17 protein-coding genes are annotated in these 21,930 nt (G+C 70.6%); 7 read left to right on the top strand and 10 right to left on the bottom strand.

Annotation, left to right across the window (positions count from 1 at the left end; all coding sequences use genetic code 11):
- Nucleotides 1-199 precede the first annotated feature (199 nt).
- From I004_RS0125045 to I004_RS39650, 3 genes are all read right to left on the bottom strand, one after another.
- The gene (locus tag I004_RS0125045; protein WP_028437752.1) at nt 200-619 is read right to left on the bottom strand and encodes a hypothetical protein; all 420 of its coding nucleotides are present in this window, start codon (nt 617-619) and stop codon (nt 200-202) included.
- A gap of 388 nt (nt 620-1,007) precedes the next feature.
- Nucleotides 1,008-1,760 (bottom strand): aldolase/citrate lyase family protein, encoded by a 753-nt coding sequence (locus tag I004_RS39655; protein WP_158677092.1) that lies wholly within the window; start codon nt 1,758-1,760, stop codon nt 1,008-1,010.
- Nucleotides 1,761-2,025: 265 nt separating this feature from the next.
- On the bottom strand, nt 2,026-2,337 hold the full coding sequence (locus I004_RS39650) for a hypothetical protein (protein WP_028437751.1): 312 nt from the start codon (nt 2,335-2,337) through the stop codon (nt 2,026-2,028).
- A gap of 274 nt (nt 2,338-2,611) precedes the next feature.
- Here I004_RS39650 and I004_RS0125030 point away from each other — a divergent pair, with 274 nt between their 5' ends.
- Together I004_RS0125030 and I004_RS0125025 are read left to right on the top strand one after the other, a co-directional pair.
- Complete coding sequence (locus I004_RS0125030) at nt 2,612-3,460, top strand: ABC transporter ATP-binding protein (protein WP_078511791.1); 849 nt, start codon at nt 2,612-2,614, stop codon at nt 3,458-3,460.
- Nucleotides 3,457-5,064: a hypothetical protein gene (locus I004_RS0125025; protein ID WP_028437749.1), complete on the top strand. Its 1,608-nt coding sequence runs from the start codon at nt 3,457-3,459 to the stop codon at nt 5,062-5,064. The genes I004_RS0125030 and I004_RS0125025 overlap by 4 nt, the downstream gene beginning before the upstream one ends.
- Nucleotides 5,065-5,159: 95 nt before the next feature.
- Here the strand turns inward: I004_RS0125025 and I004_RS0125020 are convergent, their stop codons facing one another.
- Nucleotides 5,160-6,680 carry an FG-GAP-like repeat-containing protein gene (locus I004_RS0125020; RefSeq protein ID WP_028437748.1) on the bottom strand — a complete coding sequence of 507 codons (1,521 nt, stop codon included), beginning with the start codon at nt 6,678-6,680 and terminating at the stop codon, nt 5,160-5,162.
- 299 nt (nt 6,681-6,979) lie between these two features.
- Between I004_RS0125020 and I004_RS0125015 the strand changes: the two genes are divergently transcribed.
- Entirely contained in the window at nt 6,980-7,978 is a 999-nt protein-coding gene (locus tag I004_RS0125015; protein WP_028437747.1) for a substrate-binding domain-containing protein, read from the top strand.
- Nucleotides 7,979-8,069: 91 nt separating this feature from the next.
- Here the strand turns inward: I004_RS0125015 and I004_RS0125010 are convergent, their stop codons facing one another.
- Complete coding sequence (locus tag I004_RS0125010; RefSeq protein ID WP_051345409.1) at nt 8,070-10,427, bottom strand: beta-xylosidase/alpha-l-arabinosidase; 2,358 nt, start codon at nt 10,425-10,427, stop codon at nt 8,070-8,072.
- Nucleotides 10,428-10,633: 206 nt separating this feature from the next.
- Here I004_RS0125010 and I004_RS0125005 point away from each other — a divergent pair, with 206 nt between their 5' ends.
- Genes I004_RS0125005 through I004_RS0124995 form a run of 3 tightly spaced genes read left to right on the top strand, consistent with a single transcriptional unit; the run spans nt 10,634 to nt 13,847 of the window.
- The gene (locus I004_RS0125005) at nt 10,634-11,971 is read left to right on the top strand and encodes an extracellular solute-binding protein (protein WP_051345408.1); all 1,338 of its coding nucleotides are present in this window, start codon (nt 10,634-10,636) and stop codon (nt 11,969-11,971) included.
- A complete protein-coding gene (locus I004_RS0125000; RefSeq protein ID WP_028437744.1) occupies nt 11,968-12,915 on the top strand; it encodes a carbohydrate ABC transporter permease in 948 nt (315 codons plus the stop codon). Before I004_RS0125005 ends, I004_RS0125000 begins: the two co-directional genes overlap by 4 nt.
- Nucleotides 12,915-13,847 (top strand): carbohydrate ABC transporter permease, encoded by a 933-nt coding sequence (locus I004_RS0124995; protein ID WP_028437743.1) that lies wholly within the window; start codon nt 12,915-12,917, stop codon nt 13,845-13,847. Before I004_RS0125000 ends, I004_RS0124995 begins: the two co-directional genes overlap by 1 nt.
- Before the next feature lie 52 nt (nt 13,848-13,899).
- On the opposite strand, the gene I004_RS0124990 is transcribed toward I004_RS0124995, so the two are convergent.
- The 5 genes from I004_RS0124990 to I004_RS35900 all read right to left on the bottom strand — a co-directional run bounded on the left by I004_RS0124990 (nt 13,900) and on the right by I004_RS35900 (nt 20,286).
- Nucleotides 13,900-16,293, bottom strand: a complete 2,394-nt coding sequence (locus I004_RS0124990; RefSeq protein WP_028437742.1) for an excinuclease ABC subunit UvrA — start codon at nt 16,291-16,293, stop codon at nt 13,900-13,902.
- 251 nt (nt 16,294-16,544) lie between these two features.
- A complete protein-coding gene (locus I004_RS0124985; RefSeq protein WP_028437741.1) occupies nt 16,545-16,955 on the bottom strand; it encodes a VOC family protein in 411 nt (136 codons plus the stop codon).
- Nucleotides 16,956-16,960: 5 nt separating this feature from the next.
- Entirely contained in the window at nt 16,961-17,410 is a 450-nt protein-coding gene (locus tag I004_RS0124980) for a helix-turn-helix transcriptional regulator (protein WP_028437740.1), read from the bottom strand.
- Nucleotides 17,411-17,709: 299 nt separating this feature from the next.
- Nucleotides 17,710-18,474 (bottom strand): SOS response-associated peptidase, encoded by a 765-nt coding sequence (locus tag I004_RS0124975; RefSeq protein ID WP_028437739.1) that lies wholly within the window; start codon nt 18,472-18,474, stop codon nt 17,710-17,712.
- A 105-nt stretch (nt 18,475-18,579) separates the two neighbouring features.
- The gene (locus I004_RS35900) at nt 18,580-20,286 is read right to left on the bottom strand and encodes a helix-turn-helix domain-containing protein (protein ID WP_051345407.1); all 1,707 of its coding nucleotides are present in this window, start codon (nt 20,284-20,286) and stop codon (nt 18,580-18,582) included.
- Nucleotides 20,287-20,604: 318 nt separating this feature from the next.
- Here I004_RS35900 and dnaK point away from each other — a divergent pair.
- Nucleotides 20,605-21,930, top strand: a 1,326-nt coding sequence (gene dnaK / locus I004_RS0124965) for a molecular chaperone DnaK (protein ID WP_037976572.1), incomplete at its 3' end; no start/stop codon positions are given.

Raw genomic sequence — 21,930 nt, 5'->3', positions numbered from 1 at the left:
CCGGCCGAGTGCCGAGGGTCACCAATGTGATCGGACAACTCTGCAAAAAAGCCATATACAGGTCTCTATTGCAGAACACGGACAAATTCGGGACGAGTTGGTGAAGTGAGGAGGGCGCAGCCCGCGCCGGCGCCGTCCTGACATGCACCGGGGGCATGCCGGCCGAGCGGCCGGCATGCCCCCGGGACTGCGGGACGGTTCACATGCGCTTCAGTCCGATGTACTGGAGCCCCGCGAACAGGCCGACCACGAGGGCCTGAAGGACGATCCAGACCTCGCCGGCGAGGGTCGGGGAGAGGCCGGAAAGCAGCGTCACAATGCTGGCGACGGCCCACAGGAGATTCGCGACGATCACGGCGCCCAGGGCGTTCTTGTTTATGCTCCGGCGGGTTCCGGCCGCCAGAACGCCGATTGCGTAGACGAGAAGGAAAGCGCCGATCGGATACTGCACCAAGGCATCGACTCCCAAAAGGGAGTCGAGAACTGTGGCGAGCGCCAGATAGCCGATCCCGTTGAGACCGGTGACGACCCCGTCCACCGTGAGTGCGAGGCGGGCGAGACCGTCGGAAGCAGGCACTCCCGCTGTCGCGGCGGGCCCGGAGTACTGTGTCGATGCCACTGGCGTTCGTCCTCTCGTGAGTCACGGTCAAGAATTGATCGCGAACAGATGCCGTCATCACGGCAGAGGCGAGCGCGGGCGAATTCGTTCCTGTCCGGGTCCGTTCCCGGGCCGGGAATTCCCTGCCGCCGCCCCCTGCGGGACGATAGCCAGGGCGGGAAAGGCGCAACAATTACCTCTCAGGTAATGCCGGGGATGCCGGGCGCCCGGAGTCTCCGTTCGAGGAGGGGGGACGTCAGAACTCGGGGCGGTGCGGCCCCGGGACTGGCGGGCCAGTTCCTTCGCCTCCTCCGGCGTCGCCACGGACGGAGGCGAGCCGTTCAGCGGCTGCGCGCGGTGGGTTCGCCGTGTCCCGTACGTCCGGAGAGCGGGCCGGAGTCGACCCGGCTCAGCGCTCCGCCGTGCCCATGGCCGTCGCGATCGCCGTGGACAGGAGCGCGGTGTCGATCCCGATCGCGGCGAAGTCGTACGGTCCGGTGTCCGCCGACTCGTACGCCTCGCGCGTGCCGAAGAACTGCCCCACCGGCACACCCGACTCCCGACAGCGGCCGACAACGTGCCGCACCGCCTGCTGCACGGCGGGGGCCTCGGCCTGCCCGGGCACGCCCATGCTGCCCGACAGGTCGTACGGCCCGATGAAGATGCCGCCGACACCCGGCACGGCGAGGATCTCGTCGATGTTGCGCACACCCTCCGCGCTTTCGATCTGCAGCACGACACGAGTGGCGTCGTTCGCCTCCGCGAGATGACCGGCGACGTTCTGCCCGTAGCCGTGCGCCCTGCCGATCCCGACCGAACGGCGGCCGAGCGGTGGGTACTTGGCGAAGGCGACGAGTCGGCGGGCGGTCGCCGCGTCGTCGACCTGGGGACAGATGATCCCCTCACAGCCGGCGTCCAGCGCCTGGGTGACGTACTGCTGGTCGGCGGCCGGAACGCGAACGAGGACGGGTGCCCGGCCCTTGCCGGCGAGCAGCGACCCGAGCTGCGTCGGGGCGATGGCTCCGTGCTCGCAGTCGAGGAAGATCCAGTCGCAGCCCGCGAGGACGCCGATCTCCACGATGCGCGGGTCGGGCAGGGTCACGATGGTCCCCAGCCGCGTGGGGTCCCCTGGTCGGACGGGGGCGGGGAACGGCTCTGGCACGGGGCCTCCTCGGGCTGCGGACGGTAGGCGCCGAACCGCGGCGTGCGCGGTCGCCGGCTGCCTGACCGGGCAGCCTAGGTGCAGGCGTTCCCGTGCCGGCCCATCGAACGTGTTCAGCCGCCGGGAGATGTGCGCGCCCGTGTGCCGGATGTCATGACGTCGTCCTTCGGCTTGGATGTCAGTCCTCGACGAGCACGGGACGGTTGTGACCGTCGTCCGTCGGCACTCGGAATGCAAGGCCGCGGGTGTCCCGTTCGGCCTACGGCTAGGGCAGTTTCGGGCTGCAGGCGTCGCAGGGTTCCACGCGACGGCCTTCCCTTCGGCGTTGGGCCTGGACGGCGCGGGCGTCCAGGGGTTCGCCGGTGGCGAGCATGCAGTCCGCACGGTGCAGGATGCCGACGCGGATCTCCCCGACGCGGGCGCGGCGCCACTGGATCGACCAGTCGGCGCGAGGGAGAGACGGCTCGGGGGTGCCGTTCTCCGCTCGTTCGATGGCGCGCTGCACGGCAGCGAGCTGGACGAGCAGGTACCGCTCGATGGTGCGGAGGCGTGGCACATCGCGCGGGTACTCGGACATGCGTTCGATCGTAACCGGGTCGATGTGCCGGGCCCACCACCCCTTTCCGGACGGCGCCCGGGCATGGGACGAGTTGATTGCCGGGACGCCCGTCCGCGCTCCCCGGCTTGCTGATTGGATCGACGGCAGCGGCAGGCAGGCGTTACGGCGTCGGCAGCCGCTGAGGAGAGGGCGCTGCTTCTGCGGAGTCGACGGGGAGTCCGCGGGGTGCTTCATCTGGACCCGTGCACGGGTGGTCGATCCCGGTAGCGCGCCCGCTGAGAACGAAAGAGGCATGGCCGTGACACTGCACGATCCACAGCAGCAACTCGACGCGACCGACAGCCGGGAGCCCGCCGCAGCGGTGCGGGTGAGAGGGCTGTGGAAGCAGTTCGGCGGACAGGTCGCCGTCGGGGGGATCGATCTCGACATCCCTGCGGGGAAGTTCGTCGGCCTGGTCGGTCCCAACGGAGCCGGCAAGACCACCACGCTGTCCATGATCACCGGCCTGCTGCGCCCCGACTCCGGCACCGTCGAGGTGAGCGGGCGCGACGTGTGGCGCGACCCGGTCGACGTCAAGTCCCGCATCGGGGTGCTGCCTGAGGGGCTGCGCCTGTTCGAGAGGCTCTCCGGGCGCGAGCTGCTGAGCCATCTCGGCGCTCTGCGCGGCTTCCCCCGCGAGGAGGCGGACCGGCGCACGACGCAGCTGCTCGAGACGCTCGACCTCGTCGGCGCGCAGCACAAGCTGATCGTCGACTACTCCACGGGCATGCGGAAGAAGATCGGCCTGGCCGCGGCGCTGCTGCACAACCCCGAAGTGCTGTTCCTGGACGAGCCGTTCGAGGGCGTCGACCCGGTCTCCGCGACGACGATCCGCGGCGTGCTCGAGCGCTACACCGCCTCCGGCGCGACGGTCGTCTTCTCCAGCCATGTCATGGAACTCGTGGAGTCGCTGTGCGACTGGGTCGCCGTGATGGCCGTGGGCAGCATCCGCGCCCACGGTCCGCTCGCGGACGTCAAGGGCTCGGCCGGCTCCCTGCACGAGGCGTTCCTCCACCTCGTCGGTGCGCACGAGCGCGCGGTCGCCGGTGACAGCCTCGACTGGCTGGGCGGTGGCAGCAGCCGTCGGGACGGTGCCGAGTGAGCGCAACCCCGTCCGTCACCTGGACGTTCACGCGTCTGAAGCTGTCCCTGCTGCGGAACGGGCTGCGCCGGTCCTCGGGCCGGACCGCCGCCTTCGTCGTCTCCGTCGTGCTCGTTCTGCTGCTCGGCACGGGCCAGCTCCTGGGGATGCTCCTGCTGCGCGGCAACGAGTACGCCGCCGCCGGTGTCGTGCCGCTGGCCGCTCTGATGGCGCTCGGCTGGGCCGTGATGCCGGTCTTCTTCCCCGGAGGTGACGAGACCCTCGACCCGACGCGGCTCGTGATGCTTCCGCTGCGGGCCCGCCAGCTCATGCCGGGGCTGCTGATCGCCTCCCTCGTCGGGATCGGTCCGCTGTTCACGGTTCTTGTGGGGGCCGGTACGGTCCTCGCCCTCGCGCAGGGTGTCGTGGGGGCGGCGGTCGCGGTGATCGCCCTTCCGCTGCTCGTCCTGGTGTGCTTGGCGCTGGCGCGGGCGGTGGCCGCCGTCAACGTCCGCCTGCTCACCAGCCGCCGCGGTCGTGACCTGGCGCTGCTGAGCGGCCTGGTCATCGCCGTCGGGATCCAGCTGCTCAACCTGGGTTTCCAGCGACTGAGCGAGTCCGGGGGGCTCGCGCCGCTCGAGCCCGTGGCGGACGTCCTCGCCTGGGTTCCGCCCGCATCGGCCGTGGCCGCCGTGCAGTCGGCGGGTGACGGTGCGTACGGCACCGCGCTGGCTCAAGTCGCCCTGTCCGGCGCCGCGTTGGCGGTGCTGCTGTGGTGGTGGTACCGCAGCCTCGACCGGTTGATGACGTCGCCGGACGCCTCGACGGTCCAGGCCACCACGGCACCGGAGAGGGCCCGGGGCCGCGCCGCCGGCAAGGGACTCACCCGGTTCCTGCCCGAGGGCCGCACCGGTGCGGTGATGCTGCGCAGCCTGCGCTACGTCTGGCGCGATCCCAAGACGAAGGTGGGATGGGCGTCGTCGCTCGGTGTGGGTGTGCTCCTGCCGGTGGTGTTCGCGGCTCAGGGCAACGGCAGTGCGTACAACGCCTGTTGGGTGGCGGGGCTGCTCGGAATCCAGATGTACAACCAGTTCGGGCAGGACTACTCGGCCTTCTGGCTCGTGGCCTCGACGATCTCCTCCCCGCGTGACGCGTACATCGAGATGCGCGGCCGGATGCTGGCCATCGCGCTCATCGCGGTGCCCTACGTCGCGGCGGTCGTGGTGGTCTGCGCCGTGCTCCTGGGGGAGTGGCAGAAGATCCCCGAAGTGCTGGGGCTGGCACTGGGGTTGCTCGGTGTGCTGCTCGCCACGGGCGTCTTCACCTCGTACCGCTTCCCGTACTCCATCCCGCAGGACAACGGCTACAAGAACGTCGCCCCCGGTCAGGGCTCCCTCGCCTACCTCAGCATCTTCGGCGGCATCATCATCGGTGCCCTGATGTGCTCACCGCTGGCCGCGCTGACGATCTGGCTGCACCTCTCCGGAGGTCACGCGTGGCTGTGGGCCGTGCTGCCGATCGGACTCCTCTACGGGGTCTCCGCGCCCGCCCTCGCACTGCGGGGAGCGGCGCCACGGGTGGCGGCCCGGCTGCCGGAGATCCTCACGGCCGTCAGCCGGGGCTGAGGCCCGGTTTGCCACCGGGCCGGGGCTCCGTTCGCGGAACCTGGCCCGGTGGACCCGGCCGGGCGGGCGCGTCGGCCCCGCCCGGCGGTGACGCGTCAGCGCAGGAAGCTGCCGAAGAGCGCCTTGGTGACGGGGCCTCCGACGTCGCCGGGGCCGAATGCCGCCGCGCCCTGGGTCGTCAGGCCGTCGCCGGTGCCGCGCAGCGACCAGTCGGCTCCGGCCGAGGCGTTCTCCTTCGTCGAGGAGACATTCAGGTCGCGGTGACCGTCGCCGTCGACGTCACTGAGGGCGCACGCCGCCCCGAACTCGTCGCCGGTCTCGGCGACTCCGGGCACGTTCGCCGTGTCCTGGTGCACGACCTGGCTGCCGGCGCCCGTCACACCCGAGGGGCCGCCGTGCAGCAGCGCGACCGAGCCGGCGTCCTTCAGCCCGCCGAAGTCCTCCCCGCTGATGCCGAGTGCCACCTCCGCACGGCCGTCCCCGGTGACGTCGGCGACCGAGACGCAGGAGCCGACCCGGTCCCCGTCCTCCTGCGCGCCGGGGAACCCGGGCAGGCTCTGGTCGATGGACTGCTCGCGGTCGCCGGACGGACCGGAGGGCGAGCCGAAGACGACGGTGGCCTTGTTCGCGACGCCGCTGCCGAGCACGAGGTCGTCGAATCCGTCGCCGTCCACGTCGCCCATGTCGCTGTCGCCCTCGTCACCGGTGGACCCGATGTCGCTGACGGTGCCCGACGTCGTGAATCCGGTCTTGCCGCCGAGCAGGACGTGGTTCCCCCACACGCCGTCGCCCTCGTACTGCCAGATCGCGATGTCCTGGCGCTTGTCGCCGTTGACGTCGCCGACGGCCTGGGCCGTGACGGGGCCGCTGATGGAGGAGGGCCCGTCGATGCACGAGTCGTCCTCCGCGCAGCGCGGGCCCTCGTCGCCGTAGCCCCACCACTCGGACTTGTCCATGAAGGAGAGCCGTTCGGCGGGGGAGCCGTCGCGCGATATCGGGCCCTTGAACAGCGCGCCCGGGTGCGCCACGGGGTCGTCGCCCTCGACTCCGGCGTCGCCGAACAGCGCCAGGTCGGCCTTGCCGTCGCCGTCGAAGTCGCCGGCCTGCGGCGTGTGTCCGTACCTGTCGAGCGCGGTGCCGCCGGTCGGGCCGGACGGCGAGCCCCACAGGATCACGCTGCCGGAGGGCGCGTCGCCGGAGCCGATGACGAGGTCGCCGTAGCCGTCGCCGTCCAGGTCGCCCCTGGCGAAGGTCTTACCGAACTGCTGCTTGGCGGAGGCCGATCCGGGCACGCCGCTCGTGGAACGGCTCACCAGCTTCTTGCGGGACGGGTCGAGGCCGTCCGCCGAGCCGTACGTGACCGCCACGTAGCCCGCCTGCGCCTTGCCGGAGATCGTGCCTCCCGGGGCGCCGGAGACCAGGTCGGCGTAGCCGTCGCCGTTGAGGTCGTCCGCGGGGGCCGCTGCCTCGGCCTGCGCCGCGTGCGCTTCCTCCGGGGTGAGCGTCCAGGCCGTCAGGCCGCCCGCGGCCAGCAGTGCGGCGGCCAGTGGCACAGCGGCGCGCGCCGCCCGTCCCCCACGGGCATTGCGGGCAGCGGGGCGTCTTAAGGGTGTCATTGCGGTTTCCTCCGGTTGTCCAGACCATTCGCATCAAGAGACACAACTGGCACCGAGTCGGTTGCACCCGTCGGCTGTCCGGCATCTGACATCCCGCGTCCGGGTCCGGCACCAGGCACCCCGGCACCCGGAAGCGCGGGTGGGGGTCGAGGCGGAACCGAAAGCTCTACGAAAGGTTTCCGTCCCCTCGGCTAGGGTGGCCGCGAGCAGAAGCATCAGGGTCACAGGAGGGCCGTAACGTGGCCGCACCGCACACGGCAGGAGAGCGCGCGGGTCGCGGGGGGAGTCGCGGCGAACGCGTGACGATCAGCGACATCGCCCGCGAAGCCGGCGTCTCCGTCCCCACCGTCTCCAAGGTGCTCAACGGGCACGCGCACGTTGCCGCCGGGACGCGCAGCAAGGTCGAGCGGCTGCTGGCCAAGCACCAGTACGCGCGCCGCGCCAAGCGCCGCGAGGGTCAGGCGCGGCTCGTCGACCTCGTCTTCAACAACCTCGACAGCGAGTGGTCGGTGGAGATCATCCGCGGCGTCGAGGGCGTCGCGCACGAGTCGGGACTCGGCACCGTCGTGTCCGCCATCCACGGGGAGACGACCGAGGAACGCCGGTGGCTGGACAACCTCACCGCGCGCTGGTCGGACGGGATCATCCTCGCCGTCACCGAACTCAGGCCGGCACACGCGGAACAGATCCGTGCGCTCGGCATCCCCATGGTCATCATCGACCCGGTCGGCCAGCCCGACCCCCACGTCGCCTCCGTCGGTGCGACCAACTGGAACGGCGCGCTCACCGCCACCGAGCATCTGATCTCGCTGGGGCACGAGCGCATCGGCCTCATCGGCGGCCGGCCGGAGTTGCAGTGCAGCAGGGCCCGGCTGGACGGCTACCGCTCGGCAATGCAGTCGGCGGGCCTGCCGGTCGACGACGGGCTCATCGCCGAGGGCGACTTCTACGCACCGCGCGGTGAGCAGGCGGCACGCGAACTGCTCTCCCTGCCGCACCCGCCCACGGCGATCTTCGCGGGCAACGACCAGCAGGCGCTCGGCGTGTACCGGACGGCCGGGCACCTCGGGCTGCGCGTCCCGGACGACCTGAGCGTGGTCGGGTTCGACGACCTGCCCGCCGCCGGTCTGTCCTCACCGCCGCTGACCACGATCCGGCAGCCCGTGGCGCAGATGGCGGCGCAGGCGATGCGGATGCTGCTGCGGTATCTGGAGACCGGCTCCTTCGAGACGCGCCGGCTGGAGCTGTCGACGGAGCTGGTCGTACGTGACAGCACGGCTCCTCCGCGACAGCGCTGACCGGACGGGACGCGGCCGCCCCGCACCCCCGTCGACTGGCCCCGGCCACCTCGGACCCGGTCACCCCGGAATCCGGCCAACTCCACCCGGTTCAACGGGACTTCGTCACACGTACCGGGGTCCGCAGCACCCGGTCGCTTCCGGCCGCGCGCGGTGCTGTACCCGTGATGCGGAACGCGCCCTCCAGCGGAGTGTCGGCGCTCGACCGGCCGATCCGTACCTCGATGACGCCGGGTTCCACCACGCGCCGCCCGTCCCGGCCGGTGAACGCGGTGCGGTCCGTGTGCAGGACGAAGGTGACCCGGCGTCGCTCGCCCGGCGCGAGCTCCAGCCGTGCGAACCCGGCCAACTCCCGCCAGGGCCGGGTCACTTGGGCGACAGGGTCGGTGAGATAGAGCTGCACGACCTCGGTGCCCGTCCGCTCGCCGGTGTTGGTGACCGTGCAGGAGATCTCCACCTCGCCGTCGGCCGGCACCTCCTCGCTGCTCAGCGTCAACTCCTCGTAGGCGAACCGCGCGTAGGACAGTCCGTGCCCGAAGGGGAACAGCGGTGTCGGGTCCTGTGCGCTCACCTCACTCGCACGTCCAAGGGGCGCCGTCACATAGGTGGAGGGCTGTCCTCCAGGCATGCGCGGCACACCGACGGGCAGCCGGCCCGACGGATCCGCGCGGCCGGTCAGCACGTCCGTCAGCGCTGCCGCCCCCTCCTCGCCGGGGAAGAAGGTCTGCACGATCGCCGCCGCGCGTCCGGCAGCCGCGCCCAGCGCGTACGGACGCCCGCTGACGACGATCAGCACCACCGGCGTGCCGGTGTCGAGCAGTTCCTCCAGCAGTTCGGACTGCACCCCGGGCAGCAACAGGTCGGGCACGTCGCATCCCTCACCTGACGTGCCGCGTCCGAAGAGCCCTGCCCGGTCGCCGAGCACTGCCAGACAGATGTCTGCCTCCCGTGCGGCAGTCACCGCCGCGTGGAACCCGGACCGGTCCGACTCCTGGACGGGGCAGCCCTGTTCGTGGGTGAGCTGATGCGCGCCCACTCCTTCCCGCAGCCCTTCAAGCACGGTCGGCACGGCGACGCCCATGTCCCACTCCGGGTGACGCACGCCCACATGCGCCGGGAACGAGTAGCAGCCCTGCAGTCCGAGTGCGTCGTCGGCGAGCGGCCCGACGACCGCGACCCGTCCGGGGGCCTCGAGCGGCAGCAGCCCGGCGTCGTCGGCCAGCAGCACGACGGACTCACGCGCCAACTGACGTGCCAGCTCGCGGTGTTCGGGCGGGTCGAGATCCGGCTCGCGCACCGGCGGCTCGGGGCTCCAGCCCGGGTCGAGTAGGCCCAGATCGCACTTCTGCCGCAGTACGCGTGTCAGCGCACGGTCCACCAGCGCCTCGTTCACCGCGCCCTCGCGCACCTGATCGGCGAGCGGCCGGCCGTAGCAGCGTGCGGTGGGAAGCTCGACATCAACGCCGGCCGTCAGCGCCTGGACGGCGGCCTCGCCCGGACTGCCCGCCGTGCGGTGCAGCAGTTCGAGGAACGACACCCCGAAGTAGTCGGCGACGACGGTCCCTTCGAAGCCCCATTCCTCGCGCAGCACTCCGGTCAGCAGCCGTTCGTCCGCAGCCGCGGGGACGCCGTCGGTGTCCGTGTAGGCGTGCATCACCGAACGGGCGCCCGCCTCGCGCAGTGCGGTCTCGAACGGCGGCAGTATCACGTCGGCCAGTTCACGCGGGCCCATGCTCACCGGCGCCAGATTGCGGCCCGCCCGGCCGGCCGAGTAGCCCGCGAAGTGCTTGAGCGTGGCGATGATCCCTGTCGACTCGAGGCCTGACACATATGCGGAGCCGATCTCGCCGACGAGATACGGGTCCTCCCCGATGGTCTCCTCCACCCGGCCCCAGCGTGCGTCCCGTACGACGTCCAGCACCGGCGCCAGCCCCTGGTGCACGCCGACCGCGCGCATGCTCTGCCCGATGGCCTCGGCCGTCCGACGCACCAGCGCCGTGTCGAAGGTGGCTCCCCAGGCGAGCGGTACGGGGAAGACGGTCGCGCCCCATGTGGTGAACCCGGCGAGGCACTCCTCGTGAGCCACGGCCGGGATGCCGAACCGGTTGGCCGCCATGATCTCCCGCTGACTCGCCGCAAGTGCCTTCGACCCGGCGGCCGGTGTGACGGGACGTGTGCCGAAGACACGGGTGAGCTGGCCGAGTCCGTGGCTGATCAGCTCCTCCCAGGACGGCGATTCACCGGCGAGGTCGTCCTGGTGCGGGGCGACTCCCCGGCCGTCGTGGGTGGCGCCCACCCACACGCCGACCAGCTGGGCCAGTTTCTCGTCGAGGGTCATCCGGGAGATCAGATCGGCGACGCGGACGTCGGGCGTCAGCCGCCGGTCGCGCCACGGCGCGGCGCCGTCGCCGCCGTCCGTGTGGTCCGAGTGATGCGCGTTCTGTTGCATCGTCACCTCGTCGAGTGGAGCGGATGAGCGGGATGCTACTCGATGATTTCGGAAACTTTCTATGGGTCGGGCCTCTACGCTGCCGCAGGCCAATGGTCGTACAGCTCAACCCTGCACGGCTATTGACGACCCTATGGCCGTCGCCCTAGGTTCCACGCCAACCTCTTGATTTCGGAATTCACCGAAAGTTTCTGAGCGGAGGCGTCATGGCAGACACGGCGACGCGACCGGCGCACAGCCGGCGTCGCTTCCTGACCGGCCTCGCCGGCATCGGAGCCGCCGGCATGGGCGCGGCACCCCTCACCGGCTGCTCGGCCCTCGGCCTCGGCACCGGAAGAGAAGCCCGCGGTCTGGACGTGTGGACCCTCACCGACCCCGTGCAGAACAAGATCCAGCGCGCCGCCCTCGCCCGCCTCCGGCGCAGCGACGCCTCGCGTGCCAAGCTCACGCCGTTCCCCAACACCGGCTACACGCAGAAGCTCCGCATCGCCATGGGCACTTCCGACGGGCCGGACGTGTTCTGGAGCTGGGGCGGTGAGTCGCTGCGCCCGTACCAGGAGGCCGGACTCGTCGTCGACCTGGCGGACCGCTTCGGCGACGACACCCGGTGGCGGGACGCGTTCCTGCCCGCGGCCCTCCAGGCCGCCCGCGTCGACGGCCGCGAACCGCTCGGGCTGCCCGTGCGCGGCATGCAGCCCGTCATCCTCTTCTGCAACCAGACCCTCTTCGACGAGCACGATCTGCGCCTGCCCCGTACCTGGGACGAACTGCTCGACGTCGTCGACGCCTTCGTCGAGGCGGACGTCCTCCCCGTCTCACTGGCCGGGGCGGAAAGCTGGTGCGAGCTGATGTGGCTCGAATGCATCACCGGGCGGCTCACCGGCACCGATCCCCTGCGCAAGATCTTCGCGGGGGCACGCGGCAGTTGGCGGCACCCTGCCATCGAGGAAGCCCTCGACCGGATACAGAAGCTGGTCCGCCGCGGCGCCTTCGGCCGGGCATTCGGATCCGTCAGCTACGGCTCGGGCGGGGCCAGCGCACTCTTCGCGAAGGGCCGTGCCGCCATGCACCTGATGGGTTCATGGGAGTACTCCAACCTGCGCAACGACCACACTCGTTTCACCGAGGAGGGTCTGAGCTGGGTGTCCTTTCCGGAGATCCCCGGCGGCACGGGCGATCCCCGTGCCCTGGTCGGAAACAACACCAACTACCTGTCCGTCAACGCCAGAAGCTCCGACATCGACGCGGGTATCGACCTGGTCGGCACCCAACTCGCCGCGCGCCCCTTCATCGACGCCCTCATCAAGGCGGGTGACGTTCCCGCCGCCGTCGGCATCGAGGACCGGCTGCGCGACCTCGCGCCCGACCCGGACTTCGCGCTGTACGTCTACCGCATCGTCTCCGACGCCCCCGACTTCACCCTCTCCTGGGACCAGGCGATGCTCCCCGCCGTGAAGGAGGCGATGCTCTCCAGCCTCCAGCAGATCTTCCTGGAGAAGCTCTCCCCGCGGCAGTTCGTCGACGCGATGGAGCTGATCCAGTGACCGCCCCGGCACCTGCGCCCGCCCGCCCCGCGCTCCGCCGCCGCACACGCGCCGCCTCGCACACCGACAACGCCGCACGGCCCGGCGCGCTCTACGCCGTTCCGGCCGTGCTCGTCTTCGGTGTCTTCGCGCTCGTACCGCTCGTCCTCGTCTGCTGGCTCTCCTTCACGGCCTGGAACGGCCTCGGCGACCCCCGCTGGACGGGACTCGCCAACTGGCGTGACCTGACCACCGACCCCGGCCTGCTGCACTCCCTGCGGATCACCGCCGTGCTCACGCTCGCCGGCTGGGCCGTGCAGACGCCGCTCGCGATGCTCCTCGGCGTGTGGGCCGCGGGCGCACAGCGCGGACGTGCAGTGGCCTCGGCGCTCGTCTTCCTGCCGCTGCTGCTCTCCGGCGCGGCGACCGCCCTGGTCTGGAAGGCCCTGCTCGACCCCAACTTCGGCCTCGCCCGCACCATCGGCCCGTGGATCGCCGTGCCCAGCGGCAACATACTCGGCACTTCCGGCGGCGCGCTGACGGCCATCATTGCCGTCGGCGCCTGGCAGTTCGTGCCGTTCCACATGCTGATGTACCAGGCGGCCGCTCGTAATGTCCCCGCGCATCTCTACGAGGCCGCCATCATCGACGGCGCCGGCCGCGTACGGCAGTTCTGGTCGGTCACGCTGCCGCAGCTGCGGAACACCGTCGTCACCTCGTCCACGCTGATGATCGTCGGCACGATGACCACCTTCGAGACGATCCTGATCCTCACCGACGGCGGTCCCGGTGCTGCCACCCAGTCGATGCCGTTCCGGATGTACCAACAGGCCTTCAAGAGCTTCGAGATGGGGCCCGCCTCCGCGCTGGCCACCGTCCTCGTACTGTTCGGCACCGCGCTGTCCCTGCTGATCGTCCGGTTCAGCGGCTTCAGCAGGATGCGCTCCACCCTGGAGGGGATCTGATGGCCACCGCCCCGGCTGCCGCACCAGGAAAGACCCGCACCCCGTCGTCCGGGCCGGGGTCCGGACCCGCGGGCGGTGGCGGGAGCAGGCAACGGCCCGCCGGCCGCAGCCCGTTGTTCTCCCGTGTCAACGTCCCGGGCGGTACGGCCGCCCTGATCTGGCTGGCGATCGTCCTCGTCCCGCTGTGGTGCATGCTGAGCTGGAGCGTGCAGAGCCGCGACGGGTTCCTCGACAACGGGCCGCTCGGCCTGCCCCGTCAGCTGACTTCCGGCAATCTGCAGACCGTCCTGGAAGGGGGTTTCACCAGGGCGTTCGTCAACACCGTGATCGTCACGGTCGTGAGTGTCGCCCTGACCCTCGTGTGCGCCGTACCCGCCGCGTACGCGGTCGTCCGCTCCACCAGCCGCTTCGTCGCGGGTGCCTTCTCCGTCTTTCTGCTGGGGCTCGCCATCCCCGCCCAAGCGGTCATCATCCCCGTCTACTTGATGATCGTCCGGATGGGTCTGTACGACACCAAGGCCGCGATCATCCTGCCCACGGTCGCCTTCGGGCTGCCCTTCGCCGTCCTCATCCTGGCCGGTTCGCTGCGCGACGTGCCCGCCGAGAACTACGAGGCCATGACGCTCGACGGCGCAGGCCCGATGCGCACGCTGTGGTCCCTCGTCATCCCGATGTCCCGCGGCAGCATCGTCGCCGTCGGCATCTACGCGGCGCTCCAGGCGTGGAACGGCTTCCTGTTCCCGCTGATCCTCACCCAGTCCGAGGAGCAGCAGATCCTCACCCTCAACCTCTGGAACTTCCAGACCGAGTTCGGCGTGAACATCCCCGGACTGATGACCGCGGTCCTGCTCTCCGCCGCCCCGGTCTTCATCGCGTACGTCCTCGCCCGCCGCTGGATCGTCGCGGGCCTCGCCGGGCTGGGCGGCAAGTAGCGCACCCCGGCGGCGGCGCCCTCGGGTCCTGCCGGGCGCCGCGCCGCCGCCGTCAGCCGGTGACGTACGCCGCGAGGTGCTCGCCGGTGAGGGTGGAGCGGTCGGCGACGAGGTCGGCGGGCGTCCCCTCGAAGACGATCCGGCCGCCGTCGTGGCCCGCGCCGGGACCGAGGTCGATGATCCAGTCGGCGTGCGCCATGACGGCCTGGTGGTGCTCGATGACGATGACCGACTTGCCGGAGTCGACGAGCCGGTCGAGCAGCCCGAGCAACTGCTCGACGTCGGCGAGGTGGAGGCCGGTGGTGGGCTCGTCGAGGATGTAGACCCCGCCCTTCTCTCCCATGTGCGTGGCCAGCTTGAGCCGCTGCCGCTCGCCGCCGGAGAGCGTCGTGAGCGGCTGGCCCAGGGTGAGGTATCCGAGTCCGACGTCGGCGAGCCGCTCGAGGATCTTGTGCGCGGCCGGGGTCTTCGCGTCGCCGGCGGCGAAGAACTCCTCGGCCTGGGCCACCGACATCGTGAGTACGTCGCTGATGTCGCGGCCGCCGAACTCGTAGTCGAGCACCGCTGCCTGGAACCGCTTCCCGTCGCACACCTCGCAGGGGACGGCGACTCCGGCCATCATCGCCAGGTCCGTGTAGATGACGCCCGCACCCTTGCAGTTGGGACAGGCGCCCTCCGAATTGGCGCTGAACAGCCCGGGTTTGACGCCGTTGGCCTTCGCGAAGGCCTTGCGGATCGGGTCGAGCAGCCCTGTGTACGTCGCCGGGTTGCTGCGCCGCGAGCCGCGGATCGCGGTCTGGTCGACAGCCACCACTCCCTCCCGTCCGGCCACCGAGCCGTGGATCAGCGAGCTCTTGCCGGAGCCCGCCACCCCGGTCACCACGACCAGCGCGCCGAGCGGGATGTCGACGTCCACGTCCCGCAGGTTGTGGGTGCCTGCGCCGCGAACCTCCAGCTTTCCGGACGGCTTCCGTACCGACGGCTTGAGTGAGGCCCGGTCGTCCAGGTGCCGTCCGGTGAGGGTGTCGCTGCTCCTCAGCCCCTCGACCGTCCCCTCGAACACGACCTGCCCGCCCTCGGTGCCGGCGCCCGGGCCGAGGTCGACGACGTGGTCGGCGACCGCGATCGCCTCGGGCTTGTGCTCGACGACCAGGACCGTGTTGCCCTTGTCCCGCAGCTGCCGCAGCAGGTCGTTCATGCGCTGGATGTCGTGGGGGTGCAGACCGATCGTCGGTTCGTCGAAGACGTAGGTGACGTCGGTCAGTGACGACCCGAGGTGGCGGATCATCTTCGTGCGCTGCGCCTCGCCGCCCGAGAGCGTGCCCGAGGGCCTGTCCAGCGAGAGGTAGCCGAGCCCGATCTCGACGAAAGAGTCGAGGGTGCGTCCCAGCGCCGTCAGCAGCGGCGCGACGGAAGGTTCGTTGAGGCGCCTCACCCACTGCGCGAGGTCGCTGATCTGCATCGCGCAGGCGTCGCCGATGCTCACCCCGTCGATCTTCGACGACCGGGCCTCGGGGCTCAGCCGGGTGCCGTCGCACTCGGGGCAGGTGGTGAAGGTGACCGCTCGCTCCACGAAGGCCCGGATGTGCGGCTGCATCGCCTCCTTGTCCTTGGACAGGAACGACTTCTGGATCTTGGGGATCAGCCCCTCGTAGGTGAGGTTGACCCCGTTGACCTTCACCTTGGTCGGCTCGCGGTAGAGGAAGTCCTGCATCTCCTTTTTGGTGAACTTGCGGATCGGCTTGTTCGGGTCGATGAAGCCCGACTCGGCGTAGATCCCCACGGTCCACCAACTGTCCGACTTCCAGCCGGGGATGGTGAAGGCCCCCTCGGCGATCGACTTGGAGTCGTCGTAGAGCTGGGTCAGGTCGATGTCGTTGACCGAGCCCCTGCCCTCGCAGCGCGGGCACATGCCGCCGGTGATGCTGAAGCTGCGGCGCTCCTTCACCGTCCGCCCGGCGCGCTCCATGGTGACGGCGCCCGCGCCGCTGATCGAGGCGACGTTGAACGAGAACGCCTGCGGCGAGCCGATGTGGGGCTTGCCGAGGCGGCTGAAGAGGATGCGCAGCATCGCGTTGGCGTCGGTGGCGGTGCCGACCGTGGAGCGGGGGTCGGCGCCCATCCGCTCCTGGTCGACGATGATCGCGGTGGTCAGCCCGTCCAGGACGTCGACCTCGGGCCGGGCCAGCGTCGGCATGAAGCCCTGCACGAACGCGCTGTAGGTCTCGTTGATCAGCCGCTGCGACTCGGCCGCGACGGTGCCGAAGACGAGTGAGCTCTTGCCCGAGCCGGAGACTCCCGTGAACACCGTCAGCCGGCGCTTGGGGAGTTCGACGCTGACGTCCTTGAGGTTGTTCACGCGCGCGCCGTGCACGCGGATCAGATCGTGGGCGTCGGCGGCGTGCGACGCGGGCGACTGCGAGTCCGTCCTCGAGTCCGTGGTCATCGTGTCTCCATCTGTGAGGCGGGCCGTCTTCTCGCGGTCGCCGAGCGTCGCCTTGCCCGACCCGATCGGTTTCGAGCAGTACGTCTTGTTACTCCGTATGGTTGTACTTCGTCCGGTCTGCCGCTGCAACGGTCGGTCTCCATCCGTCCGGCAGGCGAGGGCCGAGGGCGTTCGCACGGTGCCGAGTGTGCACCGTGCCGTATCCGCACGGTGCGTGTGTGCAGCAGGTCGGGCCATGGTGGCCGGACGGTTCAGCGCACTTCCTGGATGCGGAGCAGGTTGCCCGCGGGGTCGCGTACGGCGCAGTCGCGGACGCCGTACGGCTGGTCGGCCGGCTCCTGGACGACCTCGGCGCCGCTCGCCTGGAGACGGTCGAAGGTGGCGGTGAGGTCCTTGGTGGCCAGGACGATCATGCTGTAGGTGCCCTTGGCCATCATCTCGGCGATGGTGCGGCGCTCGTCGTCGGTGACGCCGGGGTCGGCGGCCGGCGGGTAGAGCACGATGGACGTGCCGGGCTGGTCGGGCGGGCCGACGGTGATCCAGCGCATCCCGTTGTATCCGACGTCGTTGCGGATCTCGAATCCGAGGGTGTCGCGGTAGAAGGCCAGGGCCGCGTCCGGGTCGTCCTGGGGGAGGAGGCTCGCGTGAATGGTGATGTCCATGCTGGTCAGGCTAGATGCGGCTCCGTCGCACCCGCTTCTCGATTCCTGACCGGTCTGGTCACCTGTTTCGCCACGCACGACGGCATCCCGGCCGTCGCACGCGCCGCCTCGCGCCGGTAGACGCTGGGCGGCATTCCGACCAGTTCGGTGAAGCGAGTGCTGAAGGTGCCCAGCGACGAGCAGCCCACCGTGAAGCAGACCTCGGTGACGCTCATGTCGCCACGGCGGAGCAGGGCCATGGCGCGCTCGATGCGCCTTGTCATCAGATAGCCGTACGGGGCCTCGCCGTAGGCGCGGCGGAACTCGCGGCTGAGATGCCCCGCCGACATGTGGGCGCCTCGGGCGAGCGCCTCGACGTCCAGAGGCTGCGCGTACTCCCGGTCGATCCGGTCGCGGACGCGGCGAAGCCGCGCGAGGTCGCGCAGGTGCTGTTCCGTCGTGGGCGTGCCGGTCACGTGCAGAAGCGTGCCACCTCGCGGACCGGCGGTCGAGTGCTCGACGTGTGAGCGCGGTGGGGGCAGTACGTGACAACGAATACACGCCATCGCCCGCTCACGGAGGCTTGATTGCGTCAGTGCGTGCCCCATGCATTCGCCCGCGGGTGCGGCCAGCGGGGCCGTGCGTCAGGGCGAAAGGCCCGGCCATGAGCACTCCGGACGGCCACCCCGCCCAAGAAACCGCACCGGCGAAGACGCGATCCCGAGCGGTCAGGCGGGCCTTCCCCAGGCCGGACAGGGCTCAGGAGCCCCGAGGCTCAGGTCGAGGGATCCGCGCCCGCCTCCTGGTCGCCAGCGTCGGCCGGATCCAGCAAGTGGGGATTGTTGTTGCGGACGTTGTTGACCGCCGTGGACACCGGGCGGGCGTCCAGATCGCCCCCGGCGGGGGAGGTCAGGAGACCGCGGAGCTCGTCCGGGTCCTCGTGTGCGGGGTCGAGCCAGGCGGCCTGGTCGGCGGGGTCGATGGCCAGGGGCATCCGCGGGTGGACCCTGCCGGCCGCGTCGGTGGCCTCGGTGGTGATGATGGTGCAGGTCCTCCACCAGGCCTGTGGGTCGTCCTTGTCGCGGCTGGGGTCCCGCCAGATCTCGTACAGGCCCGCCAGCGCCATCACTTGCCCGTCGTGGGGGTGGATGAAGTAGGGCTGCTTGTACGCCTTGTGGGTCTCGTTCGCCGGGACGGACTGCCACTCGTAGAAGCCGTCGGCAGGCAGGAGACAGCGGCGCTTGGCGAACGCGCGGCGGTAGGCCCGCTTCTCGTGGACGGTCTCCATCCGGGCGTTGATCATCTTCGCGCCGACGGCCGGGTTCTTCGCCCAGAACGGCACCAGGCCCCAGCGAAGCGGCCGCAGTTGCCGCTCCACCGCCCCGGTCTCACGGTCGGCCTTCTCCAGGACCGCCCACACGTGGTCGGTGGGAGCGACGTTGTAGTTCGGGTCCAGGGCCGACTCGCGGTCCCACTGGTCGACGTCGAAGAGACCGGCCAGGTCTTCCGGACTGCGGGTCGAGGCGTATCTGCCGCACATGCGTCCACCCTGCCACGCCGGTACGACATGGGACCGCCCGTTGCCCCGGTGCGGTCACCGCGCACACACCCGGCGGCGCACATCGCGCTCCGGTTCCCGGTCCGTTCAGACCGAGGCGTCCACGACCTGCCAGATCCTGGTCGCGACGTGCAGGTTGAGGCGTGTGTCGGGCTCGGACAGGTCATGGCCGCTGACCTCCCGTATGCGGCCGAGACGGTAGCGCAGGGTGCTGCGGTGGATCGTCAGCACGGCGGCGGCGGTGTCGTAGTTGCCGCCGCAGTCGAAGTACAAGGAAAGGGTCCGCACCAGGTCGGTGTGGTGCTCCGCGTCGTAGTCCTGCAGCGGGCCGAGCCATTCACGTACGAACTCCTCGGCCTTCCGCTGGTCCTCACCGGAGGCGAGGATGCGGTAGAAGCCCAGCTCGTCGTACGCGGTGGCGCCCGCAGGGGTGCTGGAGTGACGCCGGAACTCCGACGCGCGCACCGCTTCCTCGTAGGAGCGCGGGAAGGCCGCGGGAGAGTCGGCCCGCCCGCCGATCCCGACGCTTCCGTTCCCGGAGTCCAGCGCCTCTGCCACGGCTTCGTGCAGGGCGTGCGGCGGAGGCGCGCTCTGGACGGCGAGCACCGTGGTCCCCGAGCGGCGGCCGAGCAGAAATCTCAGGCCGAGGCTGGTGGCCGAGCGCCCGACGGCGTCGGCGACGGTGTCCGCCGGCTTGTCCTCCCACTGCACGACGACGACGCGGTGCGGTCCGTGCAGATCGTGCCCGACGGCCTCGGAGCGTGCGTAGGCCCCGGTGTCGTCCGTCCCGATGATCAGGTCCTCGACGAGTTCGCGGCGCAGCCGGAGCTCGGTCTCCGCCAGGCGCCGCTGGTGGGACATCTCCAGGGCCAGCGCGACGCAGGCGTGGTCGAGTACGAACTCCTCGTGAGCTCCGGCGGTCCTGGCGGGGTCGATGAGCGAGATCGTGCCGAACACCTTGCCTCGGTGCTGGGCTATGCAGGTGAGGCGGCTCCCCGCACGGACGGGACCGGCGCGCCGCATGCCCCTGTGCACCTCCTGCTCGTGCCGCACGAGCCCGGGCTCCGGGTACGGTTCCGGGCGGCCGGGGCCCGACCAGACCCGGAGGTTCCCGAAGGGGTCCTCGATGGCGACGGGGAGGCCGGTGACGGCGCGGACCATGTCCGCGATGCCTTCCTCGCTCTCGGCAGAGGCCTGGCTGAGGCTCTCGTGGACGGACTTCTGGAACTCCAGCTCCGCGACCGACTCGCGCAGCTGGGCGATCGCCTTGCCGCGGTCGTGGTGGGCGCGGCGCAGCGCCGAGGCGTGCTCGCGCTCCGCCCTGCGCCCCGCGGCGTTGCCAAGGGCCGCCGAGGTCTGCTGCGCCAGTGCCCGGATCAGGAACTGCTCCTCGTCGGATATCCGGGTGGCAGCGCTGACCACGAGGTATCCGATCGTCGTCCCCGCAGGGCGCAGCGCGATCGCTTCGCGCCAGTTGCGGCCCGGCACCCGGACGATCCCGTCGTCGGCGCCGAGAGCGGCGACCTGCTCGTCCAGGTCCGTGCCGGGAGTTCCGGCCCGTTCGTCGGGGGCCCGTATCCACCCGTCGTCACCGCGCAGATAGCCGGCTTCCGCCGTGCACGGTGCGACGGAGGCCACCGCGGCCATGGCCAGGTGCAGAACGTCTTCCTCGTCGCGTCCCTCGAACATCGCGATCGAGAGCAGGATGAGGTCCCGAAGGCCGTTCGGGCCCTCCGTGCCCCACATGGCGGGGGCGGGAAGGCTCTGCCGCTGTCTCGTGGGGTCGACGCCCATGGGTGGCCCCCATGTCTCCTCGTGCCGCTTCGTCCCTTCCCGCCTTTCAGGCTAGTCACGGCGCGTGCCGTCCGCCTGTTCGTGGCCGTGGCGGCGCTGCCCCGGGAGGGCGACCTGCCGTCCGTCTCTCTGCCCCGGGAGGCCCAAGCGCCGTCTCCTCCCGTCCAGGACCGTGGATGGGGAGCGCCGGCATCGCGTGCAGGCCGAAGGCGGTGGCGGCGGGCTCGTCTGGCAGAACCAGGGGAGTCCCCTCGCAGGTGCCGTCGCGTGAGTGACCGCTTCCGGCCGGTAAGTGACCGCTGGAGGAGGAGGCATCTCATGGGCAGGGCAGTGGGGATAGACCTCGGGACGACGAATTCGGTGATCGCCTTCTGGGAGGGCGGGGAGGCGTCGGTGGTCCCGAACGCGGAGGGGACTCGTACGACGCCGTCCGTGGTGGCCTACACCGACACCGGTGAGCGGCTGGTCGGGCAGCTGGCGCGGCGCCAGGCGATTCTCAATCCCAAGGGCACGATCTACTCGGCCAAGCGCTTCATCGGCCGCAACTACGACGAGATCTCGGATGAGGCGAAGGCCGTGGCGTTCGACGTCGTCGAGGGTGAGGGCGGTGTCGCGCGGTTCGAGGTCCGGGGGAAGCAGTACGCGCCGGAGGAGATCAGCGCGCAGGTCCTGCGCAAGCTCGCGGACGACGCGGGGAAGGCGTTCGGCGAGAAGGTGACCGAAGCGGTGATCACCGTGCCGGCGTACTTCAACGACTCGCAGCGCACGGCGACGAAGGACGCGGGCCGCATCGCGGGGCTGGAAGTCCTGCGGATCATCAACGAACCCACCGCCGCCGCCCTCGCCTACGGCATGGACAAGAAGGAGCACGAGAGTGTGCTCGTCTTCGACCTCGGCGGCGGAACGTTCGACGTCAGCATCCTGGACGTCGGCGACGGCGTGGTGGAGGTGAGGTCGACGGCCGGCGACGGCCACCTCGGCGGCGACGACTTCGACCGCCGTCTTGTCGATCACCTCGCGGACAGCTTCCAGCGGGAGAACGGCATCGACCTGCGCAGCGATCCGCAGGCGCTGCAGCGGCTCTTCGAGGCGGCGGAGAAGGCCAAGACGGAGCTGAGCTCGGTCACGCAGACGCAGGTCAGCCTGCCGTTCATCACCGCGGACGCCGCCGGGCCGAAGCATTTGACGGAGACGGTGATGCGCTCCACGTTCGAGCAGATCACCGCCGACCTCGTCGAGCGCTGCCTGGATCCCGTGAAGCAGGCCATGGCCGATGCGAAGATCACCGACAGCGACATCGACGAGGTCATTCTCGTGGGCGGTTCCACGCGGATGCCCGCGGTGCAGTCGCTGGTCCGCCGGCTCACCGGCGGCATGGACCCGAACATGAGCGTCAACCCCGACGAGGTCGTCGCGGTGGGCGCCGGTATCCAGGCAGGGGTGCTGAAGGGCGAGGTCAAGGACGTCCTGTTGCTGGACGTCACTCCGCTCTCGCTCGGGGTGGAGACACGCGGCGGCGTGATGACGAAGATCATCGAGCGGAACACCACGATTCCCGTGCGGCGCTCCGAGACCTTCTCGACGGCCGAGGACAACCAGCCGGCCGTGGACGTCGTGGTGCTCCAGGGCGAACGGGAGAACGCC

This window comes from Streptomyces sp. TAA486, assembly GCF_000426165.1.
Note: the sequence above shows the minus strand (reverse complement) of the source record. Positions and strands in the feature narration are given on the sequence as shown.

Excerpts from the sequence above, each read along its gene's own strand:
- I004_RS0124975 (WP_028437739.1), bottom strand. The coding sequence starts at position 18,474 with ATGTGCGGCAGATACGCCTCGACCCGCAGTCCGGAAGACCTGGCCGGT.
- I004_RS0125005 (WP_051345408.1), top strand. The coding sequence starts at position 10,634 with ATGGCAGACACGGCGACGCGACCGGCGCACAGCCGGCGTCGCTTCCTG.
- I004_RS39650 (WP_028437751.1), bottom strand. The coding sequence starts at position 2,337 with ATGTCCGAGTACCCGCGCGATGTGCCACGCCTCCGCACCATCGAGCGG.
- I004_RS0125010 (WP_051345409.1), bottom strand. The coding sequence starts at position 10,427 with ATGCAACAGAACGCGCATCACTCGGACCACACGGACGGCGGCGACGGC.
- I004_RS35900 (WP_051345407.1), bottom strand. The coding sequence starts at position 20,286 with ATGGGCGTCGACCCCACGAGACAGCGGCAGAGCCTTCCCGCCCCCGCC.
- I004_RS0124990 (WP_028437742.1), bottom strand. The coding sequence starts at position 16,293 with ATGACCACGGACTCGAGGACGGACTCGCAGTCGCCCGCGTCGCACGCC.
- I004_RS0125030 (WP_078511791.1), top strand. The coding sequence starts at position 2,612 with ATGGCCGTGACACTGCACGATCCACAGCAGCAACTCGACGCGACCGAC.
- I004_RS0124985 (WP_028437741.1), bottom strand. The coding sequence starts at position 16,955 with ATGGACATCACCATTCACGCGAGCCTCCTCCCCCAGGACGACCCGGAC.
- I004_RS0125020 (WP_028437748.1), bottom strand. The coding sequence starts at position 6,680 with ATGACACCCTTAAGACGCCCCGCTGCCCGCAATGCCCGTGGGGGACGG.
- I004_RS0124995 (WP_028437743.1), top strand. The coding sequence starts at position 12,915 with ATGGCCACCGCCCCGGCTGCCGCACCAGGAAAGACCCGCACCCCGTCG.